We start from the raw sequence: 20,726 nt of genomic DNA, 5'->3' as shown, positions 1-20,726 counted from the left end.
GCTGCGAGAAAAAGAGAGGTTTCTGCACTAAAAACTGTAGTCACCAAGATAGGCTCGGTAGTAGAAACATCTAGTCCATATCACTAGATATATACAGCATTTAATCGTTTGCGCGGATTGTAAGGGTTGAGATTAAAACTTCAACAAATTTTGTCTAGATCACATAAAAAAGTGCTGATGGCCACTGATTGCATTTCTACGAAGATCCTTGAGAAGATCATTTGCCAATAAATAACGATCAAGCCAGTTGTTCTGAATCATTGAAATATGCTACTCTTCGCCTCCATTTTTCTGACCTAATTTTCACCACATTGCGTGTACACTGTGCACAGCAGAGGTGAGCAAGAGTTCGGTCAGTGCTATCTTTTATAGTGGAGGGCAACACCTTCACTCAATCCAACCAACAGTGGAAACATACAGATGGGCAAAGGTACTCTTTACATCGTATCTGCACCTAGTGGCGCAGGTAAATCGAGCTTGATCTCAGCAATGCTAGAAACCAATCCAACCTACGCAATGAAGGTATCTGTTTCACACACCACTCGCGGTATGCGCCCTGGTGAAGAAAATGGTGTTCACTACCACTTCGTGGAAAAGCATCACTTCGAAGATCTTATCGCTAAAGGTGAGTTCTTAGAGTATGCAGAAGTGTTTGGTAACTACTACGGTACTTCTCGCGTATGGATTGAAGAAAACCTAGATCGCGGTATTGATGTATTCCTAGATATCGACTGGCAAGGTGCTCGTCAGATCCGTGAACAGATGCCTCAAGCAAAGAGTGTATTCATTCTTCCACCATCAAACGGTGAGCTAGAGCGTCGTCTAAATGTTCGTGGTCAAGATAGCGCAGAAGTTATTGCGAAACGCATGAGCGAAGCGAAGTCAGAAATCTCTCATTATAATGAGTATGACTACGTGATCGTGAATGATGACTTTGATGCAGCCCTTATGGACTTCAGAGCTATCATTCGTGCGGAGCGCTTAAAAGAAGATAAGCAAGCAGCAAAATACAGCGGCATGCTTACTGCTCTACTGGCGGAATAAGCTAGCAAGGCTAGATTTTCCATTGAGATAAGTATACGGTGATCTAGAAAGTCTCTAGTTAAACTTGTATACTTTCTCGTCATTCAAAATTTATTAGTTAACTATTTGGAGTCCTCATGGCACGCGTAACTGTTCAAGACGCTGTTGAAAAAGTTGGCAACCGTTTCGACCTAGTTCTTATTGCGGCTCGCCGCGCTCGTCAAATGCAAACTGGCGGTAAAGATTCACTAGTGCCTGAAGAAAACGATAAGCCAACGGTTATCGCACTTCGTGAAATCGAAGAAGGTCTTATCACTAAAGACGTACTAGATGCTCGTGAGCGTCAAGAGCAACAAGAGCAAGAAGCAGCTGAGCTTGCAGCAGTAAGCAGCATCGCTCACTCTCGTTAACTCTTATTCGCAAAAGCGTCATTGTTATTCGAACTAATTAACCTTCCGGGCCTTTAATTTGTATCTATTCGATAGCCTCAAAGACGTTGCCCAAGAATACCTAACAGAGCCTCAAATTGAGGCTCTGCGTCAATCTTATGTGGTAGCGAGAGATGCCCATGAAGGGCAAACCCGCTCAAGCGGTGAACCATACATTATCCACCCTGTTGCTGTTTCACGTATCCTGGCTGAAATGCGCCTTGATATCGAAACACTCCAAGCAGCCCTACTCCACGATGTAATTGAAGATACTGAAGTTACAAAAGAAGAGTTAGAAGCGCAGTTTGGTAACACCGTGGCGGAGCTTGTTGATGGTGTTTCTAAGCTGGATAAGCTTAAGTTTCGTGATCGCAAAGAAGCGCAAGCAGAGAACTTCCGTAAAATGGTTCTCGCCATGGTGCAAGACATCCGCGTTATCTTGATCAAATTAGCAGACCGAACACACAACATGCGCACGCTCGGGGCACTTCGCCCAGATAAAAAGCGTCGTATTGCACGTGAAACTCTAGAGATCTACTCTCCTCTTGCTCACCGTCTTGGTATCCATAACATCAAGACTGAACTAGAAGAACTTGGCTTTGAAGCCCTTTATCCAAACCGTTACCGAGTTCTTAAAGAAGTGGTGAAAGCCGCTCGTGGTAACCGCAAAGAGATGATCCAACGTATCCATAGCGAGATTGAAGGTCGCCTTGAAGAGGTCGGCTTACCTGCTCGCGTATTTGGTCGTGAAAAGAACCTGTTCTCCATCTACAACAAGATGAAAACCAAAGAGCAGCGTTTCCACACCATTATGGATATCTACGCATTCCGCGTAGTGGTAGACACTCCTGACACCTGTTATCGCGCACTGGGTCAGGCTCATAGCTTGTATAAGCCTCGTCCGGGTAGGATGAAAGACTACATTGCGGTACCGAAAGCCAACGGCTATCAGTCTCTGCATACATCAATGATCGGCCCTCATGGTGTTCCTGTTGAAGTACAAATTCGTACCGAAGACATGGATCAAATGGCTGACAAAGGTGTTGCGGCGCACTGGTCTTACAAAGGCAATGGCACTCGTAGCAATGGCACTACCGCGCAAGTGAAAGCTCAGCGTTGGATGCAGAGCCTACTTGAGCTTCAACAAAGTGCAGGTAACTCGTTCGAATTCATCGAGAACGTTAAATCGGATCTATTCCCAGACGAAATCTTTGTCTTCACACCGAAAGGTCGTATCGTTGAGCTGCCAGCAGGCGCAACAGCGGTAGACTTTGCTTACGCAGTTCATACTGACGTGGGCAACATGTGTGTCGGCGCTCGTGTAGACATGAACCCGTACCCGCTAAGCAAAGCACTGAAGAATGGTCAGACGATCGAAATCATCAGCGCGCCGGGTGCTCGTCCGAATGCAGCATGGCTCAACTATGTTGTGACTTCTCGTGCTCGTACTAAGATCCGTCAGGTTCTTAAAACCATGCGTCGTGAAGAGTCGGTCACCCTAGGTCGCCGCCTACTTAACCACGCATTGGGTGAACACTCGATTGGCGATATTGCTCAAGAGAATGTCGATCATGTTCTATCTGATCTGCGCCTTGAGTCGATTGAAGACCTACTGGCTTCGATTGGTCTGGGTGAGCTGATGAGCATCGTGATTGCACGTCGCCTACTTGGTGATGCTGACGAACTAACAGAAGTAAGCAGCGACAGCGATTCACCGAAGAAGAAGCTGCCTATCCGCGGCGCTGAAGGTTTACTGCTGACATTTGCCAACTGTTGTCACCCGATCCCTGATGATCACATCATCGCCCATGTGTCTCCAGGTCGTGGTCTTGTGGTTCACCGTGAGACGTGTCCAAACGTCCGTGGTTACCAAAAAGAACCAGACAAGTACATGGCGGTAGAATGGTCTGACGATTACGACCAAGAGTTCACAGCTGAGCTTCAGGTCGATCTACAGAATCACCAAGGTGCACTGGCCGAGTTAACTAACGTTATCTCGAAAACAGGCTCTAACATTCACGGTATCTCAACCGAGGAACGTGATGGACGCCTGTACACAGTGACAATCTTGCTGACCACCAAAGATCGTGTGCATCTTGCGAGTATTATGAAGAAGCTGCGTGTTATGCCACACGCGCTGAAGGTAAGACGTCGTAAAAACTGATTCAAAATAAGATGAGAGATTCGAGATGGCGAGATGCGAAGAGCAAATGACTTCGTAACTCGCCACCTAAATTCCACATCTGTTTTTAATTTTTTGAGTCTAGATAGATAAAGCAGATGAGAGATACGAGTCTCGAGATGCGAAGAGCAAAAGCTTTTCACCGCTCCACTTTTCGAATTTCGAGTCTGCTTTAATTTTATGTATTGCTTTAATCTTTTCATATCCCGTTCACTCACATCCAATATCTACTTTTAATCTCTTCGCATCTCGCTTACTCGCATCCCGTATCCACCCTTAATCTCTTCGCATCTCGTATACTCGCATCCCGTATCCGCTCTCAATCTCTTCGCATCCCGTTTACCCGAATCTCTCATCTGCTCTTTCGCTTTATCCTGTACAAAAATCCAGTAAAATGCTTGAATAGACGATATCCATTACCGTCGTGAGCCTTGTTATGTCACAGCTTTTATCTGCTATTCCTCTTAACTCTTTGTCCGGAGTTGGCGCAAAGGTCGCCGAGAAACTGGCAAAGGTTGGGTTGAACAACGTACAAGATCTACTGTTTCATCTGCCACTGCGTTACGAAGACCGCACACGCATTTACCCAATTGCTAAATTGCATGCCGGGATCTGGGCGGCAGTGCAGGGCAAAGTGATGAGCGTCGATACCATCTTTGGTAAACGCAAAATGCTGGCGGTAAAAATCAGCGATGGCAACGGCACCATCACCCTGCGTTTTTTCAACTTCACCGCAGGGATGAAGAACAACTTTGCGGAAGGCAAACAAGTTCATGCCTACGGCGAGATTAAACGTGGCGGCATGGGTCTGGAGATCGTCCATCCAGACTACAAGTTCTTTGCCCCAAGGCAACAGCCCGATGTAGAAGCAACCCTGACTCCGGTTTACCCAACGACCGACGGACTGCGACAAGTCACTCTGCGTAACCTCACCGATCAAGCACTAGAGCTTATCGATAAGGCGGCAGTCAATGAGCTACTTCCTTCTGGTTTATACGATCACCAGATCACGCTGGCACAAGCACTGCATACTATTCACAGGCCGCCTCCAGGGATCGACCTTGAACTGTTTGATGAGGGCAAGCACCCTGCCCAACTTCGTTTGATCATGGAAGAGCTGCTCGCACAAAACCTCTCTATGCTCTCGGTTCGTAGCAAAGGGCAGCAAGACAACGCAATACCACTGCCGCCAGTACATACACTCAAAGACAAGCTACTCGCACAGCTGCCGTTCTCACCAACCAATGCACAAGCACGAGTAGTGAAAGAGATTGAGGGCGACCTAGAGAAGCCGCACCCGATGATGCGCCTAGTACAAGGTGATGTAGGCTCAGGTAAAACCTTGGTTGCTGCACTTGCTGCCGTTCGCGCTCTAGAGCATGGTCAACAAGTGGCGTTGATGGCACCAACCGAACTTCTGGCAGAGCAACACTCGATCAACTTTGCTAACTGGTTTGAAAGTATGGGTATTCAAGTAGGTTGGCTTGCGGGCAAACTGAAAGGCAAAGCTAAAGAGAAAGAACTTGAGCGCATTGCCAGTGGCGAAGCGCAAATGGTGGTTGGTACCCACGCCCTCTTCCAAGAGCATGTCGAGTTCAAAAACCTTGGTCTGGTGATCATTGATGAGCAGCATCGATTTGGTGTCCACCAACGACTAGAGCTGCGTGAGAAAGGCGCGAAACAAGGTTACTACCCTCATCAGCTAGTCATGACAGCAACACCAATCCCGCGAACCTTAGCAATGACCGCCTATGCGGATTTGGAAACCTCAATTATTGATGAACTTCCGCCCGGTCGAACCCCAATTCAAACCGTCGCCATTCCTGATACCAAGCGTGATGACATTGTTGAGCGTGTGCGCAACGCCTGTCTCAATGAGGGCAAACAGGCTTATTGGGTGTGTACTCTGATTGATGAATCAGAAGTATTGGAAGCACAAGCCGCAGCGGATACCGCAGAGGAGCTGCAACGCAAACTGCCTGATGTAAAGATTGGCTTGGTTCATGGCCGAATGAAACCCGCTGAGAAGCAAGCGGTGATGCAAGAATTCAAAGAGAACAAACTGCACCTGTTAGTTGCAACCACCGTGATTGAAGTGGGTGTGGATGTGCCGAATTCGAGCTTAATGATCATCGAGAACCCAGAGCGTCTTGGCTTAGCACAACTGCACCAATTACGCGGCCGTGTTGGTCGTGGTTCAGTCGCCAGTCATTGTGTATTACTGTACCACTCACCACTATCTAAAACCGCTCAGAAACGCTTAGGCGTATTGCGCGAAAGTAATGATGGCTTTGTTATTGCACAGCGTGACTTGGAGATCCGAGGCCCAGGTGAACTGCTAGGTACCAAACAAACAGGCTTAGCGGACTTTAAGATTGCTGATTTGGTTCGCGACCAACGCCTGATCCCTGAAGTACAGCGCATCGCTCGTCACATTCACGACAGCTACCCAGAGAATGCTAAGGCGATCATCAACCGCTGGTTAGGTGAGCGTGATGTTTACTCTAAGGCGTAGTTACTGCTAATAATTGATCGAACTAAAAAGGCTTCCGTATGGAAGCCTTTTGCATATGAACCCTTTCGAAAAACAACTAAGAGCGAGATTCCTTACTCGCTCGTCCCTCGGATAGGGAATGACGTTTGTAGATAACGCCATAATTCGTCCCCGAGAGGGAAGAATGACCGAATCGGGTATCTATAGCCGTCCCCGATACTCACTAGAATTACGACCTAACCGGAAAACTGATCTGCGCTTTCAATCCACCTTGGCTGCGGTTATTCACCACCACAGCACCCTGATGTTGACTGACAATACGCTTCACAATCGCCAAGCCTAAGCCGGTACCCTCACTGCCACGCGCGGTATCGCCTCGGGTGAAGGGTTCAAACAACTTACTGATCTGATCTTGCGGAATACCGGGGCCATTGTCCTCGACCGTCACCCACGCCAATTTATTATCCGCAGTCATGCCCGTTGTCACCTTCACCCAACCATTACCGTAACGTAGAGCATTAACCACCAAGTTACTCACGGCACGCTTAATCGCAATTGGGTTCCCGAGAGCGGGCTTCATGGATGTCGATATATCCGTTTCAATCTGCACCTCATAGCCGCCCTCAGAGCTTGCTACCTCACCGGCGATATCTTCTAAGAACACCGCTTGGAATGAATTCCTATCAACCGGTTTAAGATAATCCATAAACTGACTGATGATCTCATTACACTCTTCGGTATCACTGATAATGCCCTCGGCTAAGTAACTGTCTTCTGGTGACATCATCTCTGTTGCCAAGCGGATACGGGTCAATGGCGTGCGCAGGTCGTGGCTAATACCCGCCATCAATAATGCTCTGTCTTCTTCTAGCTCTTGAATGCCTTTCGACATCTGGTTGAAGGCACGAGTTACTGAGCGAATCTCTTGTGCGCCTTGCACTGGTAGCGGTGGTGGGATATCACCACGCCCAACCCCTTTCGCGGCTTTCTCTAGCGCAATCAGTGGGCGATTTTGTAAACGGATAAACAACCAGCCACCAGCAATGATCAACAGCGCCATAATCAAACTATTGCGAAACAGTGGCGCAAAGTCCTCTTCTTGTAGCTCAGAAAGTGGGATTCGAATCAAGGAATTAGGTAGCTGCGCGATATCCATCCACAACACATAGCTCTCAGCACCTAAAATCAACCTCACCTCGGTCTCTGAACCCAGCTCCTTGGTCATCTCTTCACTCATTAGATCAATCGCGACAGCATGATAAAACTCACCCGCAGTATCACTGTCTTTAGCATGTACCGTCACCCCAAGCTGCTCCAATACTCGCTGACGCAACGGAGCGTCCATCTCGATATCGAGATCGCCCTCATCTAAAACCAAGTTCAGCTCATGCGCTAAGATCTTATTGAACTGCTGCAAACTCGGCATCAAGGCATAATTAAATACCGCGTAATAAGAGAATATTTGGCTGGCCACCAACAAGGTTAAGAAGAGAACGATAGATTGAGTAAAGGAGCTACGTATACGCATAGAAAACCTAAAGTGAAAGGCAGAGAAACAGAGACATAATAGAAACTATAACTCTAAACCACTGTTCTGAATAGAAAACGGGCCATCACATAAGTATGAGATGACCCGATAATAATCACATTTCAATCACGAGTGTGACAGATAGAGCTACACCGCTTTTCCATCGGGAACGAACACGTAACCTAAGCCCCACACCGTCTGGATGTAGCGTGGCTTACTCGGATCTTCTTCAACAAGGCGACGCAGGCGAGAGATCTGAACGTCGATAGAACGCTCCATTGCTGAATACTCACGGCCACGAGCCATGTTCATTAGCTTATCGCGAGACATTGGCTCACGCGCATTGGTTACCAGTGACTTCAATACCGCAAACTCACCCGAAGTCAGAGGCATCGGCTCTTCACCACGGAACATCTCACGAGTACCTAGGTTCAAACGGAATTCACCGAACTCAACCACAGACTCTTCCGTGCTTGGTGCACCCGGAGCTTCAATCACTTGGCGACGCAGTACCGCTTTGATACGTGCCAACAACTCACGAGGGTTAAATGGCTTTGGTAGGTAATCATCGGCACCCACTTCTAGACCAACAATGCGATCAACTTCATCGCCCTTAGCGGTCAGCATCAAAATCGGCAACATGTTATTGGCGTTACGCAGACGACGACAGATTGAAAGGCCATCTTCACCCGGCAACATCAGATCCAATACCATCAAGTGGAAGTTTTCACGGGTTAACAGGCGGTCCATCTGCTCACTGTTTGCCACGCTACGCACTTGAAAGCCTTGCTCAGACAAGTAGCGCTCCAGCAATGCACGAAGGCGCGCATCGTCATCGACCACTAAAATTTTGTAGTTTTCTTGCATGTAATGGTTCCACCTATTAAAACTCAAACTTGAAGATTAAGTATTCTTTTTAGACATTGAAAATGTAACATTCTTAGAGAAAATGTCGCCTAAAGAATTGTTAACGTATGTTGCCTTTCTATATATTCTATCTTAGAACATGATTTCACTAAGTCAGAGTTATGAAAACAAACTTAATTACTCGTGAGGGCTATGAAAGACTCACTAAAGAGCTGAATTTCCTATGGCGAGAAGAGCGCCCAGAAGTGACCAAAAAGGTAACTTGGGCAGCAAGCCTAGGCGATCGCAGTGAAAACGCAGACTATCAGTACAACAAAAAACGCCTGCGCGAGATCGACCGCCGCGTTCGCTACTTAAGAAAGCGCCTCGACCAAGTCAAAGTGGTGGATTACTCCCCACAACAAGAAGGTAAGGTCTTTTTTGGTGCTTGGGTTGAGATAGAGAATGACGATGGCGATACCAAAGCGTTCCGCATCGTAGGGCCAGATGAGATCTATGGTGGCGTCAAAGACTATGTCTCGATCGACTCACCGATGGCACGTGCGCTGCTAAAAAAAGAAGTGGATGATGAATTCACAGTACGCACCCCAGAGGGTGACAAAGAGTGGTTTGTGAATGCGATTCGCTACCAATAGCAGGTACTTTTCACTGCTCTAGATAAAAGGAAACCCCGTGAGGCTTGCGCCTTACGGGGTTAAGTTCTTTCGTAGCCTTCCTGCCACTATTTATCTCATTGAGATAAGGTGCTCCCTGCATCTTTCCTTGATATTGGCTAAATCCTTTAACCGATTTCCTTTTGTCATCGCCATCCTAGCGGTGTCCATGCTTGCCTATCATCCTGACGGGCCAATCTCATCCAGAGATATTCACTTTCATCAGCATCAGTAACCATCCTAGCCACATCAAACTCAATCAGTGTTTTACATCCTTGATGACCACTCATCCTAAGCAATCAAATCTTCATCCTGAAGATACCTAATCCGTTAGGCTTTTTCCTGTTCCTGCCAACTCCCTGTCGACAAGGTAAATATTACGCGAAATCCGATGGCATCCCAGATATCTACCAACAAAAAAATGATATGACATCGATCACACCGCAATCACAATCATTAAATATCAACAACTTACAATAAATCGTAGTAAAAACAGCATGCACAAAGTGATTTAGTCGCACATCACTTGTAAGAGATCTCGCACAAAGGGTATATCAGATCGGGAAATCACCAAACAAACAGGAAATTGACTTAGCAAAGCTAGAAAAAGCTAAGGTTCACCCCCATATATGTGGGCACGATAATCAAAAAGAGATTCAACGGATGAGCCAAGCTATCTGTAGACAGATCGCTCAAGAGCTGAGCGTTCGCCCCGATCAAGTGACCGCAGCAGTTACCCTAATCGATGACGGTAACACGGTTCCCTTTATTGCACGTTACCGTAAAGAAGTAACGGGCGGCCTTGATGACACCCAATTACGTAATCTAGACAGCCGACTTTCTTATCTGCGTGAACTCGACGATCGCCGTCAAACGATCCTCAAATCCATTCAAGACCAAGGCAAACTGACCGCTGAGCTTGAAAAAGAGATCACTCAAGCCGACAGCAAAACCCGCCTTGAAGATTTATACCTACCTTACAAGCCTAAGCGCCGAACCAAAGGTCAAATCGCGATTGAGGCCGGCCTAGAGCCGCTCGCAGAGACGCTTTGGAACGAGCCACAACACGAGCCAGAAAACGAAGCATCCCAATACCTAAACAGTGAAAAAGGCATTGAAGATACTAAGGCCGCACTGGATGGGGCACGCGCAATCATCATGGAACGCATCGCAGAAGATGCAAACCTACTTGAGAAAATCCGTCAGCACCTGACGCGTAATGCAGCACTAAGTGCGCGAGTAGTTGATGGAAAAGAGCAGGAAGGCGAGAAGTTCAAAGACTACTTCGAACATGACGAGACGCTAAGTAAAGTACCTTCACACCGTGCTCTAGCCATGCTACGAGGCCGCAATGAAGGCTTCCTGACTCTGACCATGAACGCAGACCCAGAGCAAGAAGAGGGCGTGCGTGGTTCTTACTGTGAAAACATCATCTCTGATCACTACGGTATTACTCTGAGTAGCGCGCCTACCGATGCGTGGCGTAAGCAAGTGATCAGCTGGGCATGGCGCATTAAAGTGTCTATGCACATGGAAACCGAACTGATGGGCGCAATGAAAGAGCGCGCAGAAATCGAAGCGATTGAAGTATTCGCGACTAACTTGAAAGATCTATTAATGGCCGCTCCGGCAGGTCCTCGTGCAACGCTAGGTCTCGATCCGGGTCTACGTACAGGTTCAAAAATCGCTGTAGTTGATGCAACAGGTAAAGTGCTCGCAACAGAAACCATCTACCCTCATCCACCACAAAAGCAATACGACAAATCTGCACACATCGTTGAGCAGATGGTGCGTCAATTCAATGTTGATCTAATTGCGATTGGTAACGGTACAGCTTCACGCGAAACCGACAGCTTTGTGGCTGACGTGATTAAGCGCAGCAACCTAAAAGTACAGAAAATCATTGTGAGCGAAGCTGGCGCATCGGTTTACTCGGCATCTGAGCTTGCAGCGAAAGAGTTCCCGAATATGGACGTATCGTTGCGTGGTGCAGTATCGATTGCTCGTCGTCTACAAGACCCATTGGCAGAGCTAGTGAAGATTGACCCGAAGTCGATCGGTGTTGGCCAGTACCAACACGACGTCAGCCAAACCATGCTTGCGAAGCGTCTAGATGCGATTGTTGAAGACTGTGTAAACGCCGTTGGTGTTGACGTAAACACCGCCTCTGCAGCGCTTCTGACTCGCGTGGCTGGCTTATCTAGCACCATCGCGCAAAACATTGTGGATTACCGTGATGAGAATGGTCGCTTCGAAGCTCGTACCACATTGAAGAAAGTCGCGCGCTTGGGGCCAAAAGCCTTTGAACAGTGTGCTGGCTTCCTACGTATCATGGGCGGCAAAAACCCACTCGATGCCTCTGCGGTTCACCCTGAAGCTTACCCTGTGGTAAAAGCAATCTCTGAGAAGAACAGCAAAGACATCAAGACGCTGATCGGCGACTCTGGCTTCCTAAAAGGCCTTCATGCAATTGATTACACCGACGATAACTTTGGTGTTCCAACTGTAACAGACATCATCAAAGAGCTAGATAAACCGGGCCGTGACCCGCGTCCTGAGTTCAAAACGGCGACCTTTGCGGAAGGCGTTAACTCTGTGTCTGATTTAGAGCCGGGCATGATTCTAGAAGGTGTAGTATCTAACGTGGCCAACTTTGGTGCCTTCGTGGATATCGGTGTTCACCAAGACGGTCTGGTACACATTTCAGCACTGACTGACCGCTTTGTTTCTGATCCACGTGAAGTGGTGAAAGCAGGCGACATCGTTAAGGTAAAAGTGATGGAAGTGGACGTGCAGCGTAAACGTATTGCGCTAAGCATGCGTATGAAAGACGAGCCGGGACAAGATAACCGTGCACAGCGTTCATCAGCACCTCGTTCTCAAGGTCGTCAATCGCAAGGCGGTCAACGTCGCCGCGAAGAGCCACAACAAAACGGTGCTATGGGTGGTGCATTTGCTGCTGCCTTTGCTAAAGCAAAGAAATAGCGAGTCACGCTAAGGGAGTGAGCAGCTAAAAACGCTTTTGGATCATCATATACCTAAAGCTATAAAAGCGCTCTCTTAGAGATAAAGCTGCCTCCTAAAAAACAGAAAACCTGCATCGCCACTGGCATGCAGGTTTTTTTATTAGGTTCAAAAAGGCTTGGCGATATTGACAGCGCTAAAGCACAACCAATACCTCAGATGGCTTATGAGGCGCAACAGCATGGCCATAGTGATACTTAATGACCTTACGTCGTTGTTCCATCTGCCCTTCTCGAATCGCCGCATCAAGAATGTGCTTGGGCAATCGAAAACGCATGGTGTAACCCTTTCCCTGATCAGCACTATAACTACTCAGTGCCAATAAGCTGAACAACCTATCAAATGGATCCTTAGGCTCTTCTTGGTTTACCGCATTTATTTCCTGCTCGTTATCCATCTCATAACCGGGATGGTCAGAGGGATCCCAAGCTGATTGCTGCCTTCGTTTATCGTCCGATTTAACCTTGCGCTCTGCATTAGTTTTGGCCAACGCGACGGCTGGAGCAACGGGCTCTCGAACTCTATTTTCACGCGCAACTTGCTCAGTTTGCACATTAACGGATGGGGCGATCAGTGGCACACTTACTGCCGTTGCAGGTGACACAATCATTGCGAACTCTCCTCAAGAATCGCCCATCGCTATTGCCATGGCACCATTGAACTTAATAAGTACAACAGGCATAGCCCAACTTACTGTGTTCTGCTCAGGTGAGAGAGAGGGCTGAGCATCGTTCAGTACCTTGGTTAGATTATATATCGACCACGTTGCTTATAATTTTAGCAATTATTTCTCAGCGAAGCTGATCACTTCACAACAGAAGGCGTCCGCTTCTGTCATAAACGGCGCATGCGAAGACTGGGTAAAGATGTATTGTTCGGTGTTTGGTAGCGCTTTTTCTAAGTCTTTCGCTACTTTAATCGGCACCAAGCCATCTAATCGACCATACAAGCGCAACATAGGAACGGTTAGCTCTGGCAAGCGCTCACGCAAGTCAACATCGGAAAGCATTTTAAGCCCAGCGAGTAGTGAATCTGGATTCGGTAACGGACGCGACAGTACCGCTTGCTTTAGCTGTTTCACATCCTGCCTTGCCGACGGGCTACCCATCGCTTGCAATGCCATAAAACGCTCAATAGTGGTTTGGAAATCTTCCACCAGCTGCTCGGTAAAGTTGGTTAGAACGTTAGGTTGAATACCGCGCCACAGGACCGGCTCTTTGGCTGCCGCAAATTTCGGAGAACTGGCTACCGTCACAAGCTTAGAGACATAATCTGTATGATGTAGCGCCATGTGAGTTGCAACTAAACCGCCCAGCGACCAACCGACCCAAATCGCCTGCTTAGGCGCCTCTTCCATCAACTGCTCAGCAATACTCTCAAGCGTATCCGCATGGCAATGACTGCTGTGACCATAACCTGGTAGATCAACAACATGGACACGGAACTGGGTCTCAAGTGCCGTTACGGTTTGTTGCCATACCGCGCCATTCATTCCCCATCCATGAACCAAAACCAAATCTGGGCCTTGGCCAGACACATGCCAATACAGTTTGTCGCTCATCTCGTGATTTTCCCTACTATTCTCATCCAACCATGATGACCATTCTCACTAGGCTAATAAGCCCAATATCATCAATGTACTCTTACACGCTATGTTATCTGATTGGCTCCAAAAACACACACCACGCTTGGTCACACCACAATGCCATCTGTGCAAATTGCCAAAGTTACCTCAAGATGCTCACCCTAAATGGTGCAATCACTGTTTAATGCATTTCGCACAACAGCCCCGCTGCCAACGTTGTGGTATCAAGCTCGATATTGATGCCATCGTATGTGGAGAATGCTTAAAAAAACCGCCGCCTTGGCAAAGGCTGTATTGTGTCGGAGACTACGATTTTCCGCTCAGCCACTACGTCCATCAAATGAAATACAGTGGTCAATTCTGGTTGAGTCGGGATTTAGTCAAACTGCTGGTAACTCAAATCGACTACCCTGCCCCTATCATTACTAGCGTCCCATTACACTGGCAGCGCTACATTCATCGAGGTTTTAATCAAAGCACCTATCTTGCCAATGCTCTAGCACAAGAGCTCAACTGCCAAAGCCTTACGCTATTTCGTCGCCGACGTGCAACGCCAACTCAACAGGGGCTGAGTAAAACACAGCGCCAACGCAACCTACGCAATGTTTTCTCTTTAAGAAACAAGGATGTGATGAAAGTGATAGCAAAAGGCGACGCCCATGTTGCAATAATCGATGATGTTGTGACCACAGGCAGTACTGTGTATCAATTATGTCAATTGCTGCTTGAAGTGGGCGTTAAAAGGATTGATATTTACTGCATCTGCCGCACTCCTGAACCCGCGTCTTAGTCAATTTCCCACGAAACTTGTCTATCAATTCAGCAAAAAAGGGCTGAATTACCGCTCCGACAGGAGTAGAATGGCAGTAATAGCCTACAAATTTACTCAGGTATTCGTCGTGTCAAATATTACTATTACAGAAACAGCTCAAACTCATTTTGCTAATCTGCTTTCACAGCAGCCAGAAGGGACTAACATCCGCGTATTCGTGGTTAACCCAGGCACACAAAATGCGGAATGTGGTGTTTCTTACTGCCCTACAGATGCGGTAGAAGCATCTGATACTGAACTAGCATTTGAAGGCTTCTCTGCTTACGTAGATGAGCTAAGCCTACCATTCCTAGACGAAGCAGAAATCGACTTCGTTACAGACAAAATGGGTTCACAGCTAACTCTTAAAGCACCAAACGCGAAAATGCGTAAAGTTGCTGATGACGCACCTCTTCTAGAGCGCGTTGAGTACGCAATCCAGACTCAAGTAAACCCACAACTAGCAGGCCACGGCGGTCACGTAAGCCTAGTTGAAATCACTGATGAAGGCGTTGCTATCGTCGCGTTTGGTGGTGGTTGTAACGGTTGTTCTATGGTTGATGTGACTCTAAAAGAAGGCATCGAGAAAGAGCTTCTACAACAGTTCGAGGGTGAACTAACAGCGGTTCGTGACGCTACTGAGCACGATCGCGGTGAGCACTCTTACTACTAATCACACCTAAGATTAGAGACCAAGGCTGATGTGAAAACATCGGCCTTTTTGTTTTCTACGCACCTGCTAACCGACAACTCTGCCAAACCAAGCTCTCCCCTTCTTAAACTTCACCAATAAAATCAATAGAATGGCGTTCTAATCTATACGACTGCCATTGCAATCGCTTCCCATTCAATAATTCCATGATATAAAAACTCACCTCTAGGAAGTCACCGCCATTTCCCCTATATTAGAAAGACTTCCCAAAAAGCTAAGGAGCGAGCGCATGACAAAAAGGACCAAGCCAGAAATCTTGGCTAAGCAAACTGTCGCTCAATCAAAACTATTTTCTATTGAATCTCTCGACCTCAAGTTTTCTAACGGTGAGCTTCGAACCTATGAACGCATGAAACCAAGCGGTCGCAACGCAGTAATGATGGTCCCAATTACTGAGCAAGGTGACATCCTATTGGTACGTGAATACGCGGCAGGTACCGAGCGTTATGAACTCGGCTTTCCAAAAGGTCTTATCGATCCGGGTGAAGCACCCAACGAGGCTGCAGTAAGAGAATTAAAAGAAGAGATTGGTTTTGGCGCTCGCAAACTCACGCCACTCAAGGAAGTGATTCTCGCCCCTTCTTACTTTTCGAGCAAGATGACCCTGTTCATCGCCGAAGACCTCTACCCAGAACAGCTAGAAGGTGACGAGCCAGAACCACTGGATATTGTGCGCTGGCCGCTGGCACAAGGAGAAGAACTGCTCACGCATCTCGACTTCTGTGAAGCCCGCTCCATTACCGCCCTATTACTGGCTCTTCGACTACTAAAACAACAATCTGACGAAGAGTAAGAGACTTTTTATGCCAATGACAAAAGATTTATCCCACTTACTGCCTTCCGTGATTGAAGTTGCTCGCTCAGCAGGACAACTGATCTTAGAGATCTACGAGAAGAAAGATTACGAAGAGTACACCAAGAGTGACGATACCCCCGTCACCAGCGCCGACCTTGCAGCGCACAAGCTAATCTCACAAAGGTTGAGTGAACTTACCCCTGACATCCCAGTGTTATCGGAAGAAGCGGCAGACATCAGCCTAGAAAAGCGCTCTCAATGGGATCGCTATTGGTTGGTAGACCCACTTGATGGTACCCAAGAGTTCATCGCTCGCAGCGGTGACTTTGCCACCATCATCGCGCTGATTGAGCATAACAAACCCGTGATGGGCGTGGTCTACGGCCCAGTATCAGGCGTGACTTACTATGCTTACGACGGCAAAGGCGCGTGGAAGATTCCAGATTTGAACGACAGCGTGAAGATCAAGACTCATCGTCATGAGCTACCAAATCAGCCAATTGCGATGGCGATCAGCCGCCGCCAAGATATCAACCGCATCACCAGCCGTATGAGCCCGAAATGGAACTACGACCTAGTACCGCTTGGTTCTGCTGCCTTGAAAGCCTGCTTAGTTGCAGAGGGTGCGGTGGATTGTTATCTACGATTAGGCCCAACTGGCGAATGGGATACGGCTGCAACCCAGTGTATCGTGGAAGAAGCCGGCGGGCGCATTCTCAGCACCCACCTAGAGCCACTTTCGTACAACGAACGTGAAACTCTAGAGAATCCCAACTTCATCGTACTCGGCGACGCCGACCTACCTTGGGAAGAGATCCTACAAGGTAAAGATTAAGTCTACTCTATGCACCGCTATTTATAGCGGTGCTTTTTTATATCTTCTGAATCAACATAACAGTTTTATAAATTGAAACTGATGAAATTATCATTGTCATTCATATAGTTAAGTAGCTCAAACTTATTGGCCATATCATACTTGTTTCATTTACAAAGCCAAACACGTCCTATAAAAACATCCTTCTAATATATCTAAATCCAATTCATATATCACAAGGATATGATAATGAACGTCAATGCTAGGCTTTCTAAAAAAACACTAATTGCAACGTCTGTTGCTTCAATTTTACTCTCTGGCTGTGGGAGCGATAGTGGCTCTTCCAATAACTCCTCAAACGGCGGCACTGTTCAAAAAGACGCTTTAATTTCGACATTAACTCTACCTGCTGGTGACACCGAGTGTAATAACGGTGGTCTAAAAGTCATTGCTGGCTATGATGACAATGAAAATGGCGCACTTGAAGATAGTGAACATGTCTCTAACAAAACGATTTGTCACGATGGGACAAATAATACCCAGCAAGAAGGTAGCGATATCTTTAATCAAGCTCTAGTGTCGGTTGCTCTAATTGCAAAAACAGATACCCGATGTGATGCTGGAGGACAGCTGGTCACGCTTGGTGTTGATACCAACAAAAATAGTATCCTTGATAGTGGTGAAGTACAGTCATCAGAAATATTGTGTAGTATCGGTGCTGATTTCGCACCGGGCGCCATTATTAACTCAATTACAGCCAACCCAGCCATTGTTGCTGCAGGCGCACAGACAACGTTAACAGCAACCATTAGTAACCTTCAGGCTAATGACAAAGTAACCTGGAAAAACGAGGCAGGTGATGAGTTAACAACCTCCACCCCAACTCAAATCACAGTTCAAGCAGGAACTGTCGTCGGTCAAGAGAAGTATCTACTCAATATTGAAACGACCAACGAGCAAGGCCAAACAGTACTGCAAACCAAAGAGATCATTATCACTGTTGCAGAGGCGCCAGCACCAACACAATCTGTTGTTCTCGACAGCCAACAAGTATTCTTACCAGAAGGTTACACAACCAGTGCTCTAACGGGTGACGTAACAGGTACTATCATCTATGCAGAGCCTGTTGCTAGCGCCGCTGCCGCTTCTACAAGAAGTTCACTTCCAACGCCAGATAACACTGAACTTGCAGGCTTTGTTGCAGAAAGAGGTGCATTGACTGGACAAACGACAGCTCAAGAGATCCTTGTGGCTGGCGTTGGTGCATTTGCGTCAGAGCTATACGGTGCAAAAGTAGTGCAAACATCTCTAACCACTTTGGAAAATGGTGATGTTAATGCAACCTACAAAATCACATTGAGAACAGGATTAAGGCTTACTGATATTCTCAATACCCTTATCAATCAAGTTGCTGTAAATAAGGTTGGGGGGACAGCAAGTGCCCTGGTTCCTGCTGCTTCTGAAGTAATACAAACTGAGTACCAACTTGATATTACAACTAGCTACAACAAGGTTGCAGACAGTGCCGTGATTACCAGCACACTAGTGCAAAACGACAAAGTTGTGGATTACTCAGATCTGATTGTTTCAACGACTTCAGAAAGTATCCAAGCATCTAAAGATGCAACACTGCAACTGCAGAATGATACGTTTACCGCGCTCGATCAAACGACTTCTAAGGCTGATTTCCTATTTGTCATCGATAATTCAGGCAGCATGGGCAATGAACAACAAGCGATCAGTGATCTGACGGTAGCCTTTACAGACACAATTCAAAAGGCTGGTGTAGACTTTATGGTTGGTACTATTACAACAGACTCTGATGAGCTCAGAGGCCAAGGTTTTACTAATGACTTGATCCAGATTGCTGATGATTTTAAACCTGGTACCGGAGGTAGTGCTACAGAACGTGGGATCTATTACTCAGAGCTTGCTCTTCAAAAAGGTGGCACTGTTGAACTTGCAGGATACCCTAGAGCGGACGCATCTCTCTCAGTCGTTATAATGAGCGATGAAGAAAGCCAGTACCAAAGATACAACTCACCTGAGTTTGATCCTAACAACAACTTGTTCCTTGATAACGGCTATCGAGTTTACTCTATTGTCGACCCATCAGATGCGGCTCGCAGCCAATATGATGATCTTGCTACATCTACTCTAGGTAAGACCTTAAATATAAATGTCACGTCTGAGTACAAGGCGTTTGTTGAAGTGATGGCACAAAATGCAGGGGCTTCGAGCGCGGGTTACAAGCTTTCAAAAGCTGCTGCACAACATATTCTTTCATCATCCATCCTAGTTACCGTTGACGGAACAAAAGTAGATCGTAAGTCTACCGATGGATGGCAGTATTACCCACTTTCTGAATCAATCGTATTTACTGGCTCGGCAATTCCAGCACAAGGAGCTGAAATTATCGTTGCTTATCAATATGTAGACGACTCAAAGTAACAACCACTCCATAAACAAAAAGGGCCATAGAATTTAATTCTATCGCCCTTTCTTTTATTCAACCGCTTTTCAAGCAATCCCTACAAACGCCCTTGATAAGTAAATTGGTACTTACCTTGATTGTCTGGCTTGCCTAGCCAACGTAATTGGCTCTGCATCGCTTGTGGGAACTCTGCGCCCGGTTTAAACCATGCGCTGGTTGCGTAGCGGCGGTTTGGCGTTAAGCTCGCTTCAAATTCGCTCTCAACTTGCACGGTTTTCTGCGCACCTTTTGCAGCAATCGTATTATCTTGGCACGTTACATCGGCGATCACTGGGCCAAAATCCAAAGAGCCTAACGGTGTATCTGCGCCTGCGCCTGACCAAGCTAGAGTGCCTTCACCGGTTTGACACCAAGACTGCCCTTGTTGAAGATGCTTGATCGTCAATTCCACCTGACCTACAGCGGTAACCGGCACTGGAATATTCGGTACATACTTCATTACATCTTCAGCTGGCAATGACGCTACCAAATTCTGCGCGTAGACACCGTTCATGCTGTAGCCGACATAGCCCTTGCCACGCAAGTTCATGTCGCTATCACGACCGAATCGAACCGCGAGTTCTGCCTTGCCTTTGAACAGCTGGCTGAACTGAAAATCCCATTGAATCGAGCCGTAATTCACACGCTGCCAAGCAATATTACTAGCGCTACCTTGCCAGATAGAGCCTTGAACGCCGTCAATTTGTAGTCCTCTCACCTTAGGCGCATGCTTAAGAGCAAACGATGCTGGTAGATGTAAAAGCAGACTGACAGAAAAGAACACGATAAAAATGGCACTAAAAAGTAAGCCATATTTTAGAGAAGATCCTCGCTTCACACTAACCTCGCTTGAACTGTAATCGTTTGACTTCAATCACGCCCGGCGTGTCACTGCGGTCAATATCCATGAATTCGACTTCAACACCTTGCTGCTCTTTAAGATAAGTCAGCCAATCAACAAATTGATTAAATGGGACAGGTTTAACCCACACTTGCAGCATTTCGCCACGAGGCTGTACTCGAATTAACTCAATCTTAAAACGACGCATTGAAGCCGGTACCGAGCGGTTCAAAGGCTCAGCGCTTTTTACGCCACCACTGCCACGCAGTTCAACGATTTCATCCGCTTTATTACTAACCCAAGCCAGCAATTGTTTTTCACTTTGAATACGACTTTGCGCCAGTTCTGCGCGAGCATTGAGTGGTTGCAGCACACCCCAATAAATTGCGCCAAGAATCAGCAAAATAGAGCACCCAATAACGAGCCTCTGTTCGCGTTGACTAATCGATGTCCACCACGCTTGGAGTGGCTCAATCATATTTCTCATCATTGATC

Annotated in this window: 17 protein-coding genes and 1 riboswitch; of the genes, 11 read left to right on the top strand and 6 right to left on the bottom strand. The window is 47.0% G+C overall.

What is annotated here, in order from left to right; genetic code table 11:
• Window positions 1-17: 17 nt before the first annotated feature.
• Window positions 18-117: riboswitch (purine riboswitch) on the bottom strand.
• Window positions 118-420: 303 nt separating this feature from the next.
• The 4 genes from gmk (at window position 421) to recG (ending at window position 6,148) form a co-directional block, all read left to right on the top strand.
• Complete coding sequence (gene gmk, locus L1D60_RS17470) at window positions 421-1,044, top strand: guanylate kinase (RefSeq protein ID WP_239842229.1); 624 nt, start codon at window positions 421-423, stop codon at window positions 1,042-1,044.
• A 116-nt stretch (window positions 1,045-1,160) separates the two neighbouring features.
• Window positions 1,161-1,433: a DNA-directed RNA polymerase subunit omega gene (rpoZ, locus tag L1D60_RS17465; protein ID WP_004741437.1), complete on the top strand. Its 273-nt coding sequence runs from the start codon at window positions 1,161-1,163 to the stop codon at window positions 1,431-1,433.
• A 58-nt stretch (window positions 1,434-1,491) separates the two neighbouring features.
• Complete coding sequence (gene spoT, locus L1D60_RS17460) at window positions 1,492-3,615, top strand: bifunctional GTP diphosphokinase/guanosine-3',5'-bis pyrophosphate 3'-pyrophosphohydrolase (protein WP_239842228.1); 2,124 nt, start codon at window positions 1,492-1,494, stop codon at window positions 3,613-3,615.
• A 454-nt stretch (window positions 3,616-4,069) separates the two neighbouring features.
• Complete coding sequence (recG, locus tag L1D60_RS17455) at window positions 4,070-6,148, top strand: ATP-dependent DNA helicase RecG (protein ID WP_239842227.1); 2,079 nt, start codon at window positions 4,070-4,072, stop codon at window positions 6,146-6,148.
• Between the two features lie 208 nt (window positions 6,149-6,356).
• Here the strand turns inward: recG and envZ are convergent, their stop codons facing one another.
• Together envZ and ompR are read right to left on the bottom strand one after the other, a co-directional pair.
• A complete protein-coding gene (envZ, locus tag L1D60_RS17450; protein ID WP_239842226.1) occupies window positions 6,357-7,655 on the bottom strand; it encodes a two-component system sensor histidine kinase EnvZ in 1,299 nt (432 codons plus the stop codon).
• A gap of 147 nt (window positions 7,656-7,802) precedes the next feature.
• Window positions 7,803-8,522, bottom strand: a complete 720-nt coding sequence (ompR, locus tag L1D60_RS17445) for a two-component system response regulator OmpR (protein ID WP_032551125.1) — start codon at window positions 8,520-8,522, stop codon at window positions 7,803-7,805.
• Window positions 8,523-8,683: 161 nt separating this feature from the next.
• Here ompR and greB point away from each other — a divergent pair, with 161 nt between their 5' ends.
• Window positions 8,684-9,157, top strand: a complete 474-nt coding sequence (gene greB / locus L1D60_RS17440; protein ID WP_239842225.1) for a transcription elongation factor GreB — start codon at window positions 8,684-8,686, stop codon at window positions 9,155-9,157.
• 681 nt (window positions 9,158-9,838) lie between these two features.
• A complete protein-coding gene (locus tag L1D60_RS17435) occupies window positions 9,839-12,160 on the top strand; it encodes a Tex family protein (protein WP_239842224.1) in 2,322 nt (773 codons plus the stop codon).
• Window positions 12,161-12,335: 175 nt separating this feature from the next.
• Here the strand turns inward: L1D60_RS17435 and L1D60_RS17430 are convergent, their stop codons facing one another.
• Window positions 12,336-12,809, bottom strand: a complete 474-nt coding sequence (locus tag L1D60_RS17430) for a hypothetical protein (RefSeq protein WP_032551121.1) — start codon at window positions 12,807-12,809, stop codon at window positions 12,336-12,338.
• A 174-nt stretch (window positions 12,810-12,983) separates the two neighbouring features.
• Window positions 12,984-13,760 carry a pimeloyl-ACP methyl ester esterase BioH gene (gene bioH / locus L1D60_RS17425; RefSeq protein WP_239842223.1) on the bottom strand — a complete coding sequence of 259 codons (777 nt, stop codon included), beginning with the start codon at window positions 13,758-13,760 and terminating at the stop codon, window positions 12,984-12,986.
• A 91-nt stretch (window positions 13,761-13,851) separates the two neighbouring features.
• On the opposite strand from bioH, the gene L1D60_RS17420 reads away from it, so the two are divergent.
• From L1D60_RS17420 to L1D60_RS17400, 5 genes are all read left to right on the top strand, one after another.
• Window positions 13,852-14,574, top strand: coding sequence for a ComF family protein (locus tag L1D60_RS17420; RefSeq protein WP_239842222.1), 723 nt, complete (start codon window positions 13,852-13,854; stop codon window positions 14,572-14,574).
• A 109-nt stretch (window positions 14,575-14,683) separates the two neighbouring features.
• A complete protein-coding gene (nfuA, locus tag L1D60_RS17415; protein ID WP_032551117.1) occupies window positions 14,684-15,268 on the top strand; it encodes a Fe-S biogenesis protein NfuA in 585 nt (194 codons plus the stop codon).
• Window positions 15,269-15,536: 268 nt separating this feature from the next.
• On the top strand, window positions 15,537-16,100 hold the full coding sequence (gene nudE, locus L1D60_RS17410) for an ADP compounds hydrolase NudE (RefSeq protein WP_239842221.1): 564 nt from the start codon (window positions 15,537-15,539) through the stop codon (window positions 16,098-16,100).
• Between the two features lie 10 nt (window positions 16,101-16,110).
• Window positions 16,111-16,938, top strand: coding sequence for a 3'(2'),5'-bisphosphate nucleotidase CysQ (gene cysQ / locus L1D60_RS17405; protein ID WP_032551115.1), 828 nt, complete (start codon window positions 16,111-16,113; stop codon window positions 16,936-16,938).
• Window positions 16,939-17,166: 228 nt separating this feature from the next.
• On the top strand, window positions 17,167-19,368 hold the full coding sequence (locus L1D60_RS17400) for a vWA domain-containing protein (protein WP_239842220.1): 2,202 nt from the start codon (window positions 17,167-17,169) through the stop codon (window positions 19,366-19,368).
• 80 nt (window positions 19,369-19,448) lie between these two features.
• Here L1D60_RS17400 and L1D60_RS17395 read toward each other — a convergent pair whose 3' ends face one another.
• Complete coding sequence (locus tag L1D60_RS17395; protein ID WP_239842219.1) at window positions 19,449-20,228, bottom strand: type II secretion system protein N; 780 nt, start codon at window positions 20,226-20,228, stop codon at window positions 19,449-19,451.
• 1 nt (window position 20,229) lies between these two features.
• Window positions 20,230-20,718: a type II secretion system protein M gene (locus L1D60_RS17390; protein WP_239842218.1), complete on the bottom strand. Its 489-nt coding sequence runs from the start codon at window positions 20,716-20,718 to the stop codon at window positions 20,230-20,232.
• Window positions 20,719-20,726: the final 8 nt, after the last annotated feature.

It is taken from the genome of Vibrio sp. Isolate30, assembly GCF_022397975.1.
GTDB lineage: Bacteria > Pseudomonadota > Gammaproteobacteria > Enterobacterales > Vibrionaceae > Vibrio > Vibrio fortis.
Note: the sequence above shows the minus strand (reverse complement) of the source record. Positions and strands in the feature narration are given on the sequence as shown.